This window comes from Actinomadura sp. 7K507 (assembly GCF_004348425.1).
GTDB lineage: Bacteria > Actinomycetota > Actinomycetes > Streptosporangiales > Streptosporangiaceae > Spirillospora.
In genome coordinates, this window is the sequence record NZ_SMKK01000004.1 from 35,549 (window position 1) to 49,321 (window position 13,773).

At 73.4% G+C, this 13,773-nt stretch carries 14 protein-coding genes; 10 read left to right on the top strand and 4 right to left on the bottom strand.

What is annotated here, in order from left to right; all coding sequences use genetic code 11:
* The first annotated feature begins 1 nt into the window (after position 1).
* The 4 genes from E1285_RS01845 to E1285_RS01860 all read left to right on the top strand — a co-directional run bounded on the left by E1285_RS01845 (position 2) and on the right by E1285_RS01860 (position 3,945).
* Complete coding sequence (locus E1285_RS01845; protein WP_132147122.1) at positions 2–412, top strand: cobalamin B12-binding domain-containing protein; 411 nt, start codon at positions 2–4, stop codon at positions 410–412.
* A gap of 136 nt (positions 413–548) precedes the next feature.
* Entirely contained in the window at positions 549–1,505 is a 957-nt protein-coding gene (locus tag E1285_RS01850; protein WP_132147125.1) for an LLM class F420-dependent oxidoreductase, read from the top strand.
* A complete protein-coding gene (locus E1285_RS01855; protein WP_132147128.1) occupies positions 1,502–2,551 on the top strand; it encodes a CoA transferase in 1,050 nt (349 codons plus the stop codon). Before E1285_RS01850 ends, E1285_RS01855 begins: the two co-directional genes overlap by 4 nt.
* Positions 2,548–3,945, top strand: a complete 1,398-nt coding sequence (locus tag E1285_RS01860; RefSeq protein WP_132147131.1) for an AMP-binding protein — start codon at positions 2,548–2,550, stop codon at positions 3,943–3,945. The genes E1285_RS01855 and E1285_RS01860 overlap by 4 nt, the downstream gene beginning before the upstream one ends.
* Before the next feature lie 47 nt (positions 3,946–3,992).
* On the opposite strand, the gene E1285_RS01865 is transcribed toward E1285_RS01860, so the two are convergent.
* A complete protein-coding gene (locus E1285_RS01865; RefSeq protein WP_132147134.1) occupies positions 3,993–4,757 on the bottom strand; it encodes an SDR family NAD(P)-dependent oxidoreductase in 765 nt (254 codons plus the stop codon).
* Positions 4,758–4,808: 51 nt separating this feature from the next.
* Between E1285_RS01865 and E1285_RS01870 the strand changes: the two genes are divergently transcribed.
* From E1285_RS01870 to meaB, 3 genes are read left to right on the top strand one after another with little or no spacing between them, the layout of a single operon-like run.
* The gene (locus tag E1285_RS01870) at positions 4,809–6,251 is read left to right on the top strand and encodes a long-chain fatty acid--CoA ligase (protein WP_132147137.1); all 1,443 of its coding nucleotides are present in this window, start codon (positions 4,809–4,811) and stop codon (positions 6,249–6,251) included.
* On the top strand, positions 6,244–7,395 hold the full coding sequence (locus E1285_RS01875) for a thiolase family protein (protein ID WP_132147140.1): 1,152 nt from the start codon (positions 6,244–6,246) through the stop codon (positions 7,393–7,395). Before E1285_RS01870 ends, E1285_RS01875 begins: the two co-directional genes overlap by 8 nt.
* 12 nt (positions 7,396–7,407) lie before the next feature.
* Positions 7,408–8,289 carry a methylmalonyl Co-A mutase-associated GTPase MeaB gene (gene meaB / locus E1285_RS01880; protein ID WP_132147143.1) on the top strand — a complete coding sequence of 294 codons (882 nt, stop codon included), beginning with the start codon at positions 7,408–7,410 and terminating at the stop codon, positions 8,287–8,289.
* A gap of 28 nt (positions 8,290–8,317) precedes the next feature.
* On the opposite strand, the gene E1285_RS01885 is transcribed toward meaB, so the two are convergent.
* The 3 genes from E1285_RS01885 to E1285_RS01895 form a co-directional block, all read right to left on the bottom strand.
* Positions 8,318–9,112, bottom strand: a complete 795-nt coding sequence (locus E1285_RS01885) for an acyl-CoA thioesterase domain-containing protein (protein WP_132147146.1) — start codon at positions 9,110–9,112, stop codon at positions 8,318–8,320.
* A gap of 50 nt (positions 9,113–9,162) precedes the next feature.
* A complete protein-coding gene (locus E1285_RS01890) occupies positions 9,163–9,849 on the bottom strand; it encodes a TetR/AcrR family transcriptional regulator (protein ID WP_132147149.1) in 687 nt (228 codons plus the stop codon).
* A gap of 141 nt (positions 9,850–9,990) precedes the next feature.
* Positions 9,991–11,202: an amidohydrolase family protein gene (locus E1285_RS01895; RefSeq protein WP_132147152.1), complete on the bottom strand. Its 1,212-nt coding sequence runs from the start codon at positions 11,200–11,202 to the stop codon at positions 9,991–9,993.
* A 220-nt stretch (positions 11,203–11,422) separates the two neighbouring features.
* Between E1285_RS01895 and E1285_RS01900 the strand changes: the two genes are divergently transcribed.
* The 3 genes from E1285_RS01900 (at position 11,423) to E1285_RS01910 (ending at position 13,739) form a co-directional block, all read left to right on the top strand.
* Entirely contained in the window at positions 11,423–11,746 is a 324-nt protein-coding gene (locus E1285_RS01900; protein WP_132147155.1) for a hypothetical protein, read from the top strand.
* A gap of 63 nt (positions 11,747–11,809) precedes the next feature.
* On the top strand, positions 11,810–13,111 hold the full coding sequence (locus E1285_RS01905) for an amidohydrolase family protein (protein WP_132147158.1): 1,302 nt from the start codon (positions 11,810–11,812) through the stop codon (positions 13,109–13,111).
* A gap of 37 nt (positions 13,112–13,148) precedes the next feature.
* On the top strand, positions 13,149–13,739 hold the full coding sequence (locus E1285_RS01910; protein WP_207946341.1) for a carboxymuconolactone decarboxylase family protein: 591 nt from the start codon (positions 13,149–13,151) through the stop codon (positions 13,737–13,739).
* Positions 13,740–13,773: the final 34 nt, after the last annotated feature.

Consider the following 13,773-nt stretch of genomic DNA (forward strand, 5'->3'; position numbering starts at 1 on the left):
CATGCCCGCACGGATACTCGTCGCCAAACCGGGCCTGGACGGCCACGACAGAGGTGCCAAGATCGTCGCCCGGACGCTGCGCGACGCGGGCTTCGAGGTCGTCTTCACCGGCATCCGCCAGCGCGTCGAGGACATCGTCGCGATCGCCCTCCAGGAGGACGTGGCCGTGGTCGGCCTCAGCATCCTGTCCGGCGCGCACCTGTCCCTCACGGCCCGCACCGTCGAGGCGCTGCGGGCGGCCGGCGCGGGCGACATCCTCGTGGTCGTCGGCGGCACGATCCCCGCGGCCGACGTCTCCCGCCTCAAGGACGCGGGCGCCGCCGCAGTCTTCCCGACCGGCACGCCCCTGGACGACCTCGTGGCGCGCGTCCGCGCCCTGACCGCCGTCCCGGCCGAGGGGACGGGCCCGTGACCTCCGCGCACGGCGCGCGCGGAGACGCACGCGGCCGGGCCGGCGCGCCCGGCCGCGTGCGCCCGGCCGCGTGCGCCCGGCCCTCAGCCCACCCCCCCAGCCCGACGACCAGCCAGCCCGACGACCAGGAGGCATTGTGCGGATCGGCGTGATGATCGGACCGGAGCGCGGGGATTCCGCGAAGAAGGCCGCGCGGATGATGGACGACATCGAATGGGCGGAGTCCGCCGGGATGGACACCGCGTGGATCCCGCAGATCCCGACGGACTTCGACGCGCTGACGGCGGTGGCGCTGATGGGCGCCCGCACGTCCAGGATCGAACTGGGCACCGCCGTCGTCCCGCTGCAGCTCCAGCACCCGATCGCGCTGGCGCGGCAGGCGCTGTCCACGCACGCCGCTGCGGGCGGGCGGCTGGCGCTCGGCCTCGGGCCGTCGCACCACTGGATCGTCCGGGACATGCTCGGGCTGCCCTACGAGCGGCCCGCCGCCTACACCCGCGACTACCTGGACGTCCTGGACGCGGCACTGGACGGGCCGGGCCAGGTCGACGTGGAGAACGAGACGTTCACCGTGCACAACCCGCTGGGCATCGGCCCGGTGGCGCCGCTGCCGGTGCTGCTCGCCGCGCTCGGCCCGGTGATGCTGAGGCTCGCGGGCGAACGCGCCGCCGGGACCGTCCTGTGGATGGCCGACGAGCGGGCGGTGGCCGAGCACGTCGTGCCGCGCATCACCAAGGCCGCCGGCGAGGCGGGCCGCCCGGAGCCGCGGATCGTCGCCGGGATTCCGGTCTGCCTGTGCGGGCCGTCCGAAGTGGACGCGGCCCGTGAGCGCGCCAACCGGATCCTGGGCGAGGCCGAGATCTCGCCCAACTACCAGCGGCTCCTGGACTACGGGGACGCCGGGGACGTCGGCGACCTGTGCGCGGCCGGCGACGAGGAGGCCATCGCGGCCAGGTTCCGCCGGTTCGCCGACGCGGGCGTCACCGACCTGTCGGTGCGGCTGCTGCCGATCGGCGAGAACCGGGACGAGCTGATCGCCTCCAAGCTCCGCACCCGGGAGATGCTCGCGCAGCTCGCCGCGGACCTGCGGTGAGCCGGGGGCCGCTGGCGGGCATCCGCGTCCTGGAGGCCGGGCACATCCTGGCCGGCCCCTACGCCACCATGCTGCTCGCCGACCTCGGCGCCGAGGTCACCAAGATCGAACCACCGGGCGGGGACCTGTCCCGGCAGGTCGGCGACGCCTACTTCGCCAGCATCAACCGCAGCAAGCGCAGCGTGTGCCTGGACCTCACGACCGGCGAGGGGCGCGCGCGGCTCGGCGAGCTCGCCGCGGACGCGCACGCGCTGCTGGTCAACCTGAAGCCGTCGGCCATCCACCGGCTCGGGCTCACCTACGATCACCTGCGGAGATGGAACGAGCGGATCGTCTGCGTCGCGCTCACCGGCTTCGGCCTGGCGGCCGGGGACCACCCGGCCTTCGACTATGTGGTGCAGGCGGCGACGGGCGTCGCCGCGCTCACCGGCGACCCGGACGGCCCGCCCACGCTGCCCGGCTACTCCTCGGCCGACAACTCCGCCGGGATGGCCGCCGCGCTCGGCCTGCTCGCCCAGATCGTCTCCGGGCGCGGCGGGCAGGTCGAGGTGTCGCTGCGGGACGTGATGCTGTCGCAGCTCAACTACCGGGCCTCCGCCTACCTCAACGAGGGGACCGAACCGCGGCGGCTGCCGTTCGGCGCGCACTCCTACTACGTCCCCGCCCAGCTCTTCCCCACGGGGGACGGCCACCTGGCGCTGTTCATCACCCATGACGGGTTCTGGAAGTCGTTCTGCGCCGAGGCGGGGATCGCCGGCTTCCCGACGATGGCCGAGCGGGTGGAGCGGCGCGCGGAGGTCCTGGCCGCGGTCACCGGGGTGCTGGCCGCCGACACCGCGGCGGGCTGGGAGGCGCGGCTGCGCCCGCTGGGCATCCCGGCGGCGGCCGTGCGTACGCTGCCGGAGGCCCTCGGCGCCACTCCGGAGATGATCGTCAGGGCCGGTGATTTCCGGCTGGTCGGCAGCCCGATCCGGATCGCGGGGCACGAGCCCGCCTACGGGCCGCCGCCCGCGCTGGGCGAGCATGGCGGCAGGGAGGGGCCATGAGCGATTGGATCGCTCTCGTCTTCGAGGAGCGGGAGTTCACCGCGGAACGGCTGGAGGCGCTGGCCCGCGGGCTGGCGGGGACGCTGGAGCGGCGCGGTGTGCGGTCGGGGGACCGGGTGGCGCTGATGTCGTCGAACCGGCCCGAGTTCGTCGTGGCGGTGCTGGCGCTCTGGCGGCTCGGCGCCGCGGTCGTGCTGTTCAGTCCGGCGTGGAAGCGCGGCGAGGCCGAGCACGCGATCGCGATCACCGAGCCGGCGCACGCGGTGGGCGACCACCCGGTGCTGGCCGGGATGATGCCGATGCTGCACCTGGACGACCCGATCGAGCCGGGCGGCGGCGGTCCCGCACCGGAGCGCGACCCGGACGCGGACGCCGTGCTGGTGTTCAGCTCCGGCACGACCGGCCTGCCCAAGGCGGTCCGGCACACGCACCGCTCGTTCGCCGCCGCCGTCCGGCACTGGCGGGACGCGCTTGGCCTCACCGGGACCGACCGGATGCAGATCACCACGCCGCCCTCGCACATCCTCGGGCTGCTCAACATCGTCACCGCCCTGGAAAGCGGGGTGTGGACACGGCTGCACCGCAGGTTCGACCTGGACGCGATGCTGCGCCACATCGAGGCCGACCGGATCACGGTGGAGATGGCGGTGGCGCCGATCGCGCTCGCCATGGCGTCCCACCCGAGGCTGGAGTCCTACGACCTCTCGTCGCTGCGCTACATCATGTGGGGCGCGACGCCGGTGACGCCGAGCGTCGCCGAGACCGTCACCCGGCGGACCGGCGTCGGCTGGGTCCCCGCCTACGGCGCCACCGAAGTGCCCGTCATCGCCTGCAACCCACTCGACGGGGCGCGGCTCGACAGCGTGGGACGGCCGGTCCCGGGCGTGGAGGCGCGGGTGGTCTCGCTGGAGACCGGCGAGCCCGTCCCGCCCGGCGAGACGGGTGAGATCCAGGTGCGGGCCGAGTCGCTGATGGCCGGGTACCTGCCCGCGGAGGCGACGGCGGCGTCGCTCGACGACGGCTGGTACCGGACCGGCGACGTCGGGAACATCGACGCCGGCGGCTGGCTGCGGCTCACCGACCGCACCAAGGAGATGATCAAGGTGCGCGGCTTCCAGGTCGCGCCCGCCGAGGTCGAGGCCGTCCTGCACGGCCATCCCGCCGTCGACGACTGCGCCGTGTTCGGGGTGCCCGACGCGGCGGACGGGGAGCGGGTCGTCGCGGCCGTCGCGGCGGGCGCCGAGGTCGATCCCGCCGAGCTTGTCGCGCTGGTGGGCGAGCGGCTGGCCTCCTACAAGCGCCCGGAGCGGGTGCTGCTCGTGCCCGAGATCCCCCGGCTGCCGTCCGGAAAGGTACTGCGCCGCGTCCTGCGCGACCGCCTCGGACCGGGATGACGGGCGGCCGGGACCCGGAGGCGTCCCCTTCCGGGCCCCGGCACGGCCTACTTCGGCGGGAAGCGCAGCGCGCCGTCGAGACGGATCACCTCGCCGTTCAGGTAGTCGTTCTCGCAGATGTGCTGGACGAGGCCCGCGTACTCGGCGGGGCGGCCCATCCGCTTCGGGTGCGGCACCTGCGAGCCCCAGTGGGCCTCCAGCTTCTCGGCCGCCTGGCCGTAGGCGGGGGTCAGGAACGTGCCGGGGGCGATGGACACGACGCGGATGCCGAGCGGGGACAGGTCGCGGGCGGCGACGAGCGTCATGCCGGCCACCCCTCCCTTCGCCGCGGCATAGGGGAGCTGGCCGACCTGGCCCTCGTAGGCGGCGATCGAGGCGGTGTTGACGATGACGCCGCGGGCGCCGTCGTCGAGCGGTTCCTGGCGGCCGATCGCGGCGGCGGCCAGGCGCATCACGTTGAACACGGCGGTGAGGTAGTACTCGATGGTCGTCCGGAAGCCGTCCAGGTCGAGAGGGGAGCCGTCCCGGCCGACGAGCCGGCCGCCGCTCGCCGGGCCGCCGTGCGCGTCCACCGAGATCCGCAGCGGCCCGAGCGCCTCCGCCGCGGCGAGCGCCTCCCGGACCGACGCCTCGTCGGTGGCGTCGGTGCGCACGTACCGGACGCCCAGCTCCTCCTCCAGCGCCTTGCCCTTCTCGTCGGCCACGTCCGCGACGACCACCTTCGCCCCGGCCGCGTGCAGACGGCGCACGGTGGCCTCGCCCAGGCCGCCGGTGCCGCCGACGACGACCGCGGAGCTGTCACTGATCACCATCTGTTCCCTCTCTTGCGAGTACGACTCTTCGATTGAGAGAATAGCATTCTCATGAACATCACCATGATCCTCGAAATGGCGGCGTCGAACGGCGACCGGGCCGCGGTGACGGCCGGCGGCCGCTCCCTGACCGCGGCCGAGCTGCTGCGCCTCGCCCGTGCCGCCGCCCCGCGGTTCCGGCGGCACCCGGCCGTCCTCTACCTGGGCGCCAACCACCTCGCCTACCCCGTCGCCCTCTTCGGCGCGGCCATCGCCGGGGTGCCGCTGGTCCCGCTCAACTACCGGCTGGGCGAGCTGCAGCTGGCCGATCTCCAGGCCCGGCATTCCGGCGCGCTCGTGCTGAAGCCGTCCGATCTCGACGCCCTGCTGGAGCCCGCGGAGCCGGACCAGGAGCAGACGGGCGAGGAGACGGGGTCGCCGCAGGACGGTGACGCCGTCGCCGTCCTGCTCTACACGAGCGGGACGACCGCGGCGCCCAAGGCGGCGATTCTGCGGCACAGGCACCTGCTCGCCTACGTGCTGAACACGCTGGAGTTCGGGTCCGCGGGGGAGGAGGACGCGGCGCTGGTGGCCGTGCCGCCGTACCACGTCGCCGGGCTGGCCAACCTGCTGTCCAACCTCTACACGGGACGCCGCGTCGTCTACATGGCGGCGTTCGACCCGGCCGGTTGGCTGCGGGCCGTCCGGCACGAGCGGATCACGCACGCGCTGGTGGTGCCGACGATGCTGGCGCGGATCGTCGCCGAGGTGCCGGGCGGCGACGCCGGCACGCCGACGCTGCGCAGCCTCGCCTACGGCGGCGCCCGGACGCCGATGCCGGTCCTGGAGAGCGCGCTGAGGATCTTCCCGGACACCGGGTTCGTCAACGCCTACGGGCTGACCGAGACCGCGTCCTCGGTCGCCGTGCTCGGGCCGGACGACCACCGCGAGGCGATGGCCTCGGACGACCCGCCGGTGCGGGCGCGGCTGGGGTCGGTCGGCCGGGCGCTGCCCGGTGTCGAGTTCCAGATCCGCCGGGAGGACGGCACGCCGGCCGCGCCGGACGAGACGGGCCTGGTGTTCGTGCGCGGCGACCAGATCTCCGGAGAGTACGGCGGGCGCAGCGTCCTGGACGCCGGCGGCTGGTTCGCCACCCGGGACCGGGGCCGGCTGGACGCCGGCGGCTACCTGTTCATCGAGGGCCGCGCCGACGACACCGTCATCCGGGGCGGCGAGAACATCGCGCCCGCCGAGATCGAGGACGTGCTGCTCGCCCACCCCGGGATCACCGAGGCGGCCGTGGTCGGCGTGCCCGACCCCGAGTGGGGGCAGCGGCTCGTCGCCGTCCTCGTCGGGGAGGGCGACCCCGAAGAGATCAAGGCGTTCGTGCGGGCCCGGCTCCGCTCGTCCAAGACCCCCGACGCCGTCGTGTTCCGCGCCGAACTCCCCAGGACCGACACCGGAAAACTGCTGCGCCGCTCGCTGCTGGCCGATCTGGAGAACACCCATGCCTGAAGCCGTCATCGTGTCCGCCCTGCGCACCCCCATCGGCACCGCCTTCAAGGGGACGCTGCGCGACACCACCGCCTACGACCTGGCCCACCACGTCGTCTCCGCCGCCGCGGACGGGCTCGACCCCGGCCGGGTGGACGACGTGATCCTCGGCGAGGGCCTCTACGGCGGCGGCGTCGTGGCCCGGCACGCGGCCGTGACCGCCGGGCTCACCGACGTCGCCGGGCTGGCGCAGAACCGGCACTGCGCCGCCGGGCAGGCCGCCGTCCAGAGTGCCGCCGCGAGCGTGCGCGCGGGCATGGACGACCTGGTCATCGCCGGGGGAGTGAACTCGGCGTCGACCTCGCCCCGGTCCCGGCTGAAGCTGGGCGAGGAGTGGGCGGACTGGTTCCCGCCGACGCACCCGGACCGCCCGGACGCGCCCAACATGGACATGTCGATCACCGTCGGCTGGAACGCGGCCGTCAAGGCCGGCGTGACCCGCGAGGAGATGGACGCCTGGGCGCTGCGCTCGCACCGCAACGCCGTCCGCTCCATCGACGAGGGCTGGTTCGAGGCCGAGACCGTCCCGATCGAGACGCCGCACGGGACGTTCTCGGTGGACGAGCATCCGCGCCGCGGCACCAGCATGGAGAAGCTGGCCGCGCTGAAGCCCCTGCACCCGGAGATCGAGGGATTCAGCATCACCGCGGGCAACGCGTGCGGCGCCAACGACGCGGCCGCCGCCCTCGTCATCGCCGGCGACGCGCTCGCTGAGCGGGAGGGGCTGCCGGTGCTGGCCACCGTCCGGTCCTGGGCGTCCGTCGGGGTCGACCCCGCCGAGACCGGGCTGGCCCCGGTGAAGGCGATCCCCAAGGCCCTGGCCCGCGCCGGGCTGTCGTCCGGCGACGTCGACCTGTTCGAGATCAACGAGGCGTTCGCCGCGATGTGCGTGGCGAGCATCCGGTTGCTGGACCTGGACGCGGACCGCGTGAACGTGAACGGCAGCGGCTGCTCGCTCGGCCACCCGGTCGCCGCCACCGGCGCCCGGATGCTGGTCACCCTCGTGCACGAGCTGCGCCGCCGTGGCGGCGGCACCGGCGTCGCGGCGATGTGCGCGGGCGGCGGCATGGGCACGGCCACCGTCATCGAGGTCCCCGCCCCATGACCCGCTGACCCGATGGACACCGAGGAGCTCCTGGAAGCCGCGCGCGGCGGGTCGGTCCGGGCCGCGGGGCGGCTGCTCAGCCTGGTCGCGGGCCCCGGCCGGGACGCCGTGCTGGCGGCGCTCGACGGCGCCGGGGGCGGAGCCGAGCCCCGGGTCGTGGGCGTGACGGGGCCGCCGGGCGCGGGGAAGTCGACGACCGTCGCGGCGCTGGTGGGGGAGTACCGGAGGCGGGGGCCGCGGGTCGCGGTCCTCGCGGTGGACCCGTCCTCCCCCTACAGCGGCGGCGCGCTGCTCGGCGACCGGATCCGGATGGCGGCGCACGCCACCGATCCCGGCGTGCTCATCCGCTCGCTGGCGACGCGGGGCCATCTCGGCGGCCTGGCCGCCGAGGTGCCCGCGGCCGTCCGGGTCCTGGCCGCGCTGTCCTACGACCCGATCCTGCTGGAGACGGTCGGCGTCGGGCAGTCCGAGATCGAGATCGCCGCCGTCGCCGACCCCGCCGTCGTCGTCCTCACCCCCGGGGCGGGCGACGCGGTCCAGGCCGCCAAGGCGGGGCTGCTGGAGGTCGCGGACCTGCTCGTCGTCAACAAGGCCGACCGCGAGGGCGCGGACCGGACCGTCCGCGACCTGCGCGCCGAGACCGGCGCGCCGATCCTCACGCTGGTCGCCTCGAAGGGGGAGGGCGTGCCCGCACTGGTGGAGGCGATCGACGCGCACCACCGCGCCGACACGTCCGCCCGCCGGACGGCACGCGCGCACGCGCAGATCCTGTCCCTGGCGCAGACCCGCCTGCGCTCGCATCCCGGCCTGGCCGCCCTGGCGGCCGATGTCGCGGCCGGCCGCCACGACGCCTACACGGCGGCGGACCTGCTGCTGAAGCGCCTCACGGATTGAAGCGCGGCCCTGTTGGTTGTAGCGCGCCCTATTGGTTGAAGCGCAGTAGGGCCTCTTGCGCGTAGGACGCGACGAGCGAGCCGTCCTCGGTGAGGACGTCGCCGCGTCCGAAGCAGCGGCCGTGTGCCAGGAGCGGGCTGTGCTGGCGCAGCAGCAGCCAGCCGTCGGTGCGGACGGGGCGGTGGAACCAGAGCGTGTGCGAGGTGACCGCCGAGGCGAACGCCGTCTGCGCGTCCCGCTGGGAGACCTCGTCGAGCGGGCGCAGCGCCGTGCCGATGAGCGTCAGATCGGTCGCGTACGCGAGGAGGGCGGGGCCGAGCCCGGGGCCGGCCTCCGGCGTGCGCATCCAGAGCTCCAGCTCGGGCGGCTCCGCCTTGGGGGAGTCGAGGTCGGCGGCGGACCGGGTCTCCCAGGGCAGCAGGTGGAGGTCGACCCGGTGCTCCTCCCCGAGGAGCGCGGGGACCGGGGCGACGGTCTGGTGGTCGCGTCCCTCCTCGGGGGCGTGCAGGGACACCGAGGCCGTCGCCGCCACGCCGTGCGACTGCCGGGCGACGACCGTCAGCGTCGCGAACGTGCCGCCCTCGTGGTGCCGCTCCACCTCGTACCGCACCGGCTCGTCGGCCGTCCCCGCGCGGGGGAACAGCACGTGCAGCGACTTGACGGCCTTGCCCGGGCAGGTGCGCTCCGCCGCCCGGACGGACTGGGCGAGCAGCTGCCCGCCGAACAGCCGGTGGTAGGTCAGCCGCTGGTTCCGGCCCTCCAGCGCGGGCGGTTCCCCCCGCAGCTCAAGGCAGTCGAGAAGGTCGCTCCAGAGATCGCTCACGACTCACAGTGTAATGCTGTTCTCTGACTTTGAGAATGCCACTCTCAATCTCAAGGCTTCGCGAAACCCTGCGAGCAGAAGTCCCATACCTCGGCGGCCGTGATCGGGTGCCCGGCCTCGCCGTCCGCCTCGCGCTCGGCGCCGTTGGACTGGGCGATGAACATGACCGTCTCCATCGTGAGCGCGGCCGCCCGGCGGGGCTTGGTGCCGGCCCGCGTCCTGCCCGCCTCGTCCGCCTCCGCCATCAGGTCGCTGAAGAGCGCCAGCAGCGGCGCGTGCGCGACCCGCACCTCGGCCGGATGCGACATCAGCAGCTGCGGGGCGAAGTCGGTGAACAGCGGACGCCGCGCGGAGGGGTCGGGACGCGACAGCTCGAACAGCAGCTCGACGGCGGTCCGGAGCCGGTCGAGCGGCTCGGTCTGCCCGGACGTGGCGGCGCGGATCTGGTCGGTCGCCCGGCGCAGGGCGTCCTCGAACAGCGCGAGCAGCAGCTCGTGCTTGCCGTCGAAGTGCTGGTAGAAGCTGCGCAGCGACTGGCGGGACCGGTCGACGACCTCCTGCACCGTGAAGTCGGTGGTGCCCTTCTCCGTGATGATCCCCTGTGCGGCGTCGAGGAACCGCTCGACCCTCTGCTCGGCCCGCAGCTTGGCGGCCTTGGTGGAGCGTTCGACCGCGCGCTGCTTCCACGCGGGCTCGGTGGTCGAGGCGCCGTCGGCGGGATCGGTCTTCTCTGCCATGTAAAGAACCTTACTGCACGTCATCGGGAAGCAGCCCTGCACCTTGGTCGAATGCGGCAGCCACGTTGGTGAGATTCTTAATTACCTCTGCAGAGAACTATATTCACCTACGTCCGCCGGGCCGGACGCGGGCCGCCGGACCTACCGCTGGAGGAAGACCTTTCCGCCCTTCATGACGAACCGGACGTCCTGCGTGACGGTGATGTCCCGCAAGGGGTCGCCGGGGACGGCGATGACGTCGGCCAGCAGGCCCTCCGCGAGCCGGCCGCGGTCGGTGACGCCGATCAGCTCGGCGGCGGTGGTGGTCGCCGCCCGGATCGCCTCCAGCGGGCTCATCCCCCGGCTGACCAGGGCGACCAGCTCGCTCGCGTTCCTGCCGTGCGGGATCGCGGGTGCGTCGCTGCCGCAGGCGATCTTCACCCCGGCCGTGATGGCGGCGCGTATCGACTGCCGGGCGCGCGGGAACATCTCGGCCGCCTTGGCCTGCAGTTCGGGTGCGGCCTTCGAGACGTCCATGTGGTCGGCCAGCACCGTGGTCGCGACCAGGAACGTGCCTCTCTCGACCATCAGCGCGATGGTCTCGTCGTCGATGAGGAAGCCGTGCTCGATGCAGTCGATGCCCGCCTCGACGGCGGACCGCACCGCCTCGGCGCCGTGCGTGTGCGCGGCGACCAGCAGCCCGCGGCGGTGCGCCTCGTCCGCGATCGCGCGCAGCTCCTCGTCGGAGTAGTGCTGCGCGCCCGGGATCCCGGTGTGCGACATCACGCCGCCGGACGCGCACGTCTTGATGAGCTGCGCCCCGTGCTTGATCTGGTACCGGACGGCCTTGCGGATCTCGTCGACCCCGTTGGCGATGCCCTCCTCCACCGTGAGCTCCATGACGCCGGGCGCGAACGCGGCGAACATCGTGGGGTCGAGGTGGCCGCCGGTCGGGGTGATCGCGTGCCCGGCCGGGACGATCCGCGGCCCGTCCACCCAGCCCGCGTCGATCGCCTTCATCAGCGCGACGTCCAGCAGGTAGCCGCCGGTCTTCACGAACAGCCCGAGGTTCCGGACGGTGGTGAAGCCCGCCCGCAGCGTGCGGCGGGCGTTGCCGACGGCGCGCAGCATGCGCAGCGGCGGGTCGTCCTGGACGGGGGAGCGGGCGGCCGACTCGCCGCGCCCGCCCATCAGCAGGTTGACCTCCATGTCCATCAGCCCGGGCAGCAGGACCGCGTCGCCGAGATCGAGCACCTCGCCGTCCGCGGCGCCGCCGGCGCCGGCGATCCGGTCGTCCTCGATCCGCAGGACTCCGGGCCGGACGATCTCACCTGCGTCGAGGTCGAGCAGCCCGGCGGCCTTCAACGTCAGCACGGGCCGCTCCTTCTCAAGAGTGAGAGTAGTATTCTCATCTTTTGAGTACCACGTTTCCATGCGTGGCGGCGGCACGTCAAGCGCGGGTCGCCCGGCCCGGCCCGGCCGAGGCCTAGATGTTGATTCTCTGTCATGAGAAGCTAGTTTTCAGCTTTCGAGAGGATGATGCTGATGGCCCGGACGTGCGGGCCGTCACCGCTCCGCGAGAGAAGGACTCCGCATGACCTCAACGCCCCGAGCGCCGCGTCCCGGCGAACAACTGGCCAGCACCGTCTGCGACACCCGCGTGATCGTGGTGCGCGCCCCCGCCGGGGCGGCCCCGCGGATCGCCTGCGGGGGAGAGCCGATGGTGCCCGCGGCCACCGCCGCGAAGCCGGCCGGCCCGGCCGGGGGCGGCGCGGCCGGCACGCTCATCGGCAAGCGCTACGTCGACGAGGCCGGGACGCTCGAACTGCTCTGCACCTCGTCCGGATCGGGTGCGCTCACCTGCGACGGGGCGCCGATGACGATCAAGACGGCCAAGCCGCTGCCCGCCTCGGACTGAACCGCCTCCGACCGAACCGCCTCCGACCGAACCCTCCCGCGACCGACGACGAAGGGAACCGTCATGAAGCTCGACGACCTGATCCTGATCAGCGTCGATGACCACATCATCGAGCCGCCCGACATGTTCGTGAACCACCTGCCCGAGCGGTACAAGGCCGAGGCCCCCCAACTGGTGCACCAGGACGACGGCACCGACGTGTGGAGGTTCCGCGAGATCGCGATCCCCAACGTCGCCCTCAACGCGGTCGCGGGCCGTCCCAAGACCGAGTACGGCATGGAGCCGCAGGGCCTCGACGAGATCCGGCCGGGCTGCTACGACGTGGACGAGCGGGTCAAGGACATGAACGCCGGCGGCGTCCTGGCGTCGATGAACTTCCCGTCCTTCCCCGGCTTCGCCGCCCGGCTGTTCGCCACCGAGGACGCCGACTTCTCGCTGGCGCTGGTGCGCGCCTACAACGACTGGCACATCGACGAGTGGTGCGGCGCCCACCCGGGCCGGTTCATCCCGATGGCGCTGCCCGTCATCTGGGACGCCGAGGCGTGCGCCGGGGAGGTGCGGCGCGTCGCCGCCAAGGGCTGCCACTCGCTGACCTTCAGCGAGAACCCCGCGGCGATGGGCTACCCCAGCTTCCACGACGAGTACTGGGACCCGCTGTGGAGGGCGCTGTGCGACACCGGCACGGTGCTGAACGTGCACATCGGCTCCTCGGGCCGGCTGGCGATCCCCGCGGTCGACTCGCCCCCCGACGTGATGATCACGCTGCAGCCGATGAACATCGTCTCCGCGGCGGCCGACCTGCTCTGGTCCCGGGTGATCAAGCAGTTCCCGGACATCAGGATCGCGCTGTCGGAGGGCGGCACCGGCTGGATCCCGTACTTCCTGGAGCGCGTCGACCGGACCTTCGAGATGCACGCCACCTGGACCCTGCAGGACTTCGGCGGCAGGCTGCCCTCGGAGGTGTTCCGGGAGAACTTCCTGACCTGCTTCATCACCGATTCGCTGGGCGTGAAGCTGCGGCACGACATCGGCATCGACAACATCTGCTGGGAGGCCGACTACCCGCACAGCGACTCGCTGTGGCCGGACGCCCCCGAGCACTTGAACGAGGTCCTCGCCGAGCATGGCGTGCCCGACGAGGACACCCGCAAGATGACGCACGAGAACGCGATGCGCTGGTACTCCTTCGACCCGTTCGCGCACGTCCCGCGCGAGCGGGCGACGGTGGGCGCGCTGCGCCGGGCCGCCGAGGGCCACGACGTCTCCGTCAAACCCCGCAGCCACCGCGTCATCGCCCCCGAGGAGCGCCTGGAGTCGTACCGCACCCGGGCGCAGGCGGCCCTCGCGGCGGCGGCGGGCAAGTGAGGGAAACCGGGCAGGTGAAGGAAACGGGGGCGGGCCGGTGACGGCGCGCGTCGACCCCCTCCCTCCGGGGCGGTGGCCGAAGGAGATGCGGGCGGCCCTGGCGGCCATGACGCCGCCGGAGCCGCTGCATCCGGGCCCGGTCGGCGAGGGCCGCCCGAAGGCGCTGAACACCCTCGGGACCTTCGCGCACCACCCGGCGCTGGCGCACGCGTTCTTCACCTTCAACGGGCACGTGATGCGGGCGACCACGCTGACGGCGCGGCACCGCGAGATGATCGTGCTGCGCGCGTCAGCGCTCCTGGACTGCCCCTACGAATGGGCCCAGCACGTCGTCCAGGCGCACGACGCGGGCCTGACCGACGGGGACATCGCCAGGGTCGCGTTCGGCCCTGGCGCGCCCTTCTGGGACCCGCCCGACGCGGCCCTGCTGCGCGCGGTCGACGAGCTGGTCACCGAGGACGTGATCAGCGCGGCGACCTGGGGTGACCTGTCCAAGGAGTTCGACACCAGGCAGCTGCTCGACCTCATCTTCACGGTCGGCGCCTACCAGACGCTGGCGTGGGTGCTCCGTTCGTTCGAGCTCGAACTCGACGACGACCTCCGCCCGGACCCCGCCGGCTCGGGATAGGGCCGCGAAAACATCCGCGTGACCCTTGTCACAC

Bases quoted from the DNA above. Each gene is read 5' to 3' on its own strand.
- E1285_RS01845 (WP_132147122.1), top strand. From the start codon at position 2: ATGCCCGCACGGATACTCGTCGCCAAACCGGGCCTGGACGGCCACGAC.
- E1285_RS01860 (WP_132147131.1), top strand. From the start codon at position 2,548: ATGAGCGATTGGATCGCTCTCGTCTTCGAGGAGCGGGAGTTCACCGCG.
- E1285_RS01865 (WP_132147134.1), bottom strand. From the start codon at position 4,757: ATGGTGATCAGTGACAGCTCCGCGGTCGTCGTCGGCGGCACCGGCGGC.
- E1285_RS01870 (WP_132147137.1), top strand. From the start codon at position 4,809: ATGAACATCACCATGATCCTCGAAATGGCGGCGTCGAACGGCGACCGG.
- E1285_RS01875 (WP_132147140.1), top strand. From the start codon at position 6,244: ATGCCTGAAGCCGTCATCGTGTCCGCCCTGCGCACCCCCATCGGCACC.
- meaB (WP_132147143.1), top strand. From the start codon at position 7,408: ATGGACACCGAGGAGCTCCTGGAAGCCGCGCGCGGCGGGTCGGTCCGG.
- E1285_RS01890 (WP_132147149.1), bottom strand. From the start codon at position 9,849: ATGGCAGAGAAGACCGATCCCGCCGACGGCGCCTCGACCACCGAGCCC.
- E1285_RS01900 (WP_132147155.1), top strand. From the start codon at position 11,423: ATGACCTCAACGCCCCGAGCGCCGCGTCCCGGCGAACAACTGGCCAGC.
- E1285_RS01905 (WP_132147158.1), top strand. From the start codon at position 11,810: ATGAAGCTCGACGACCTGATCCTGATCAGCGTCGATGACCACATCATC.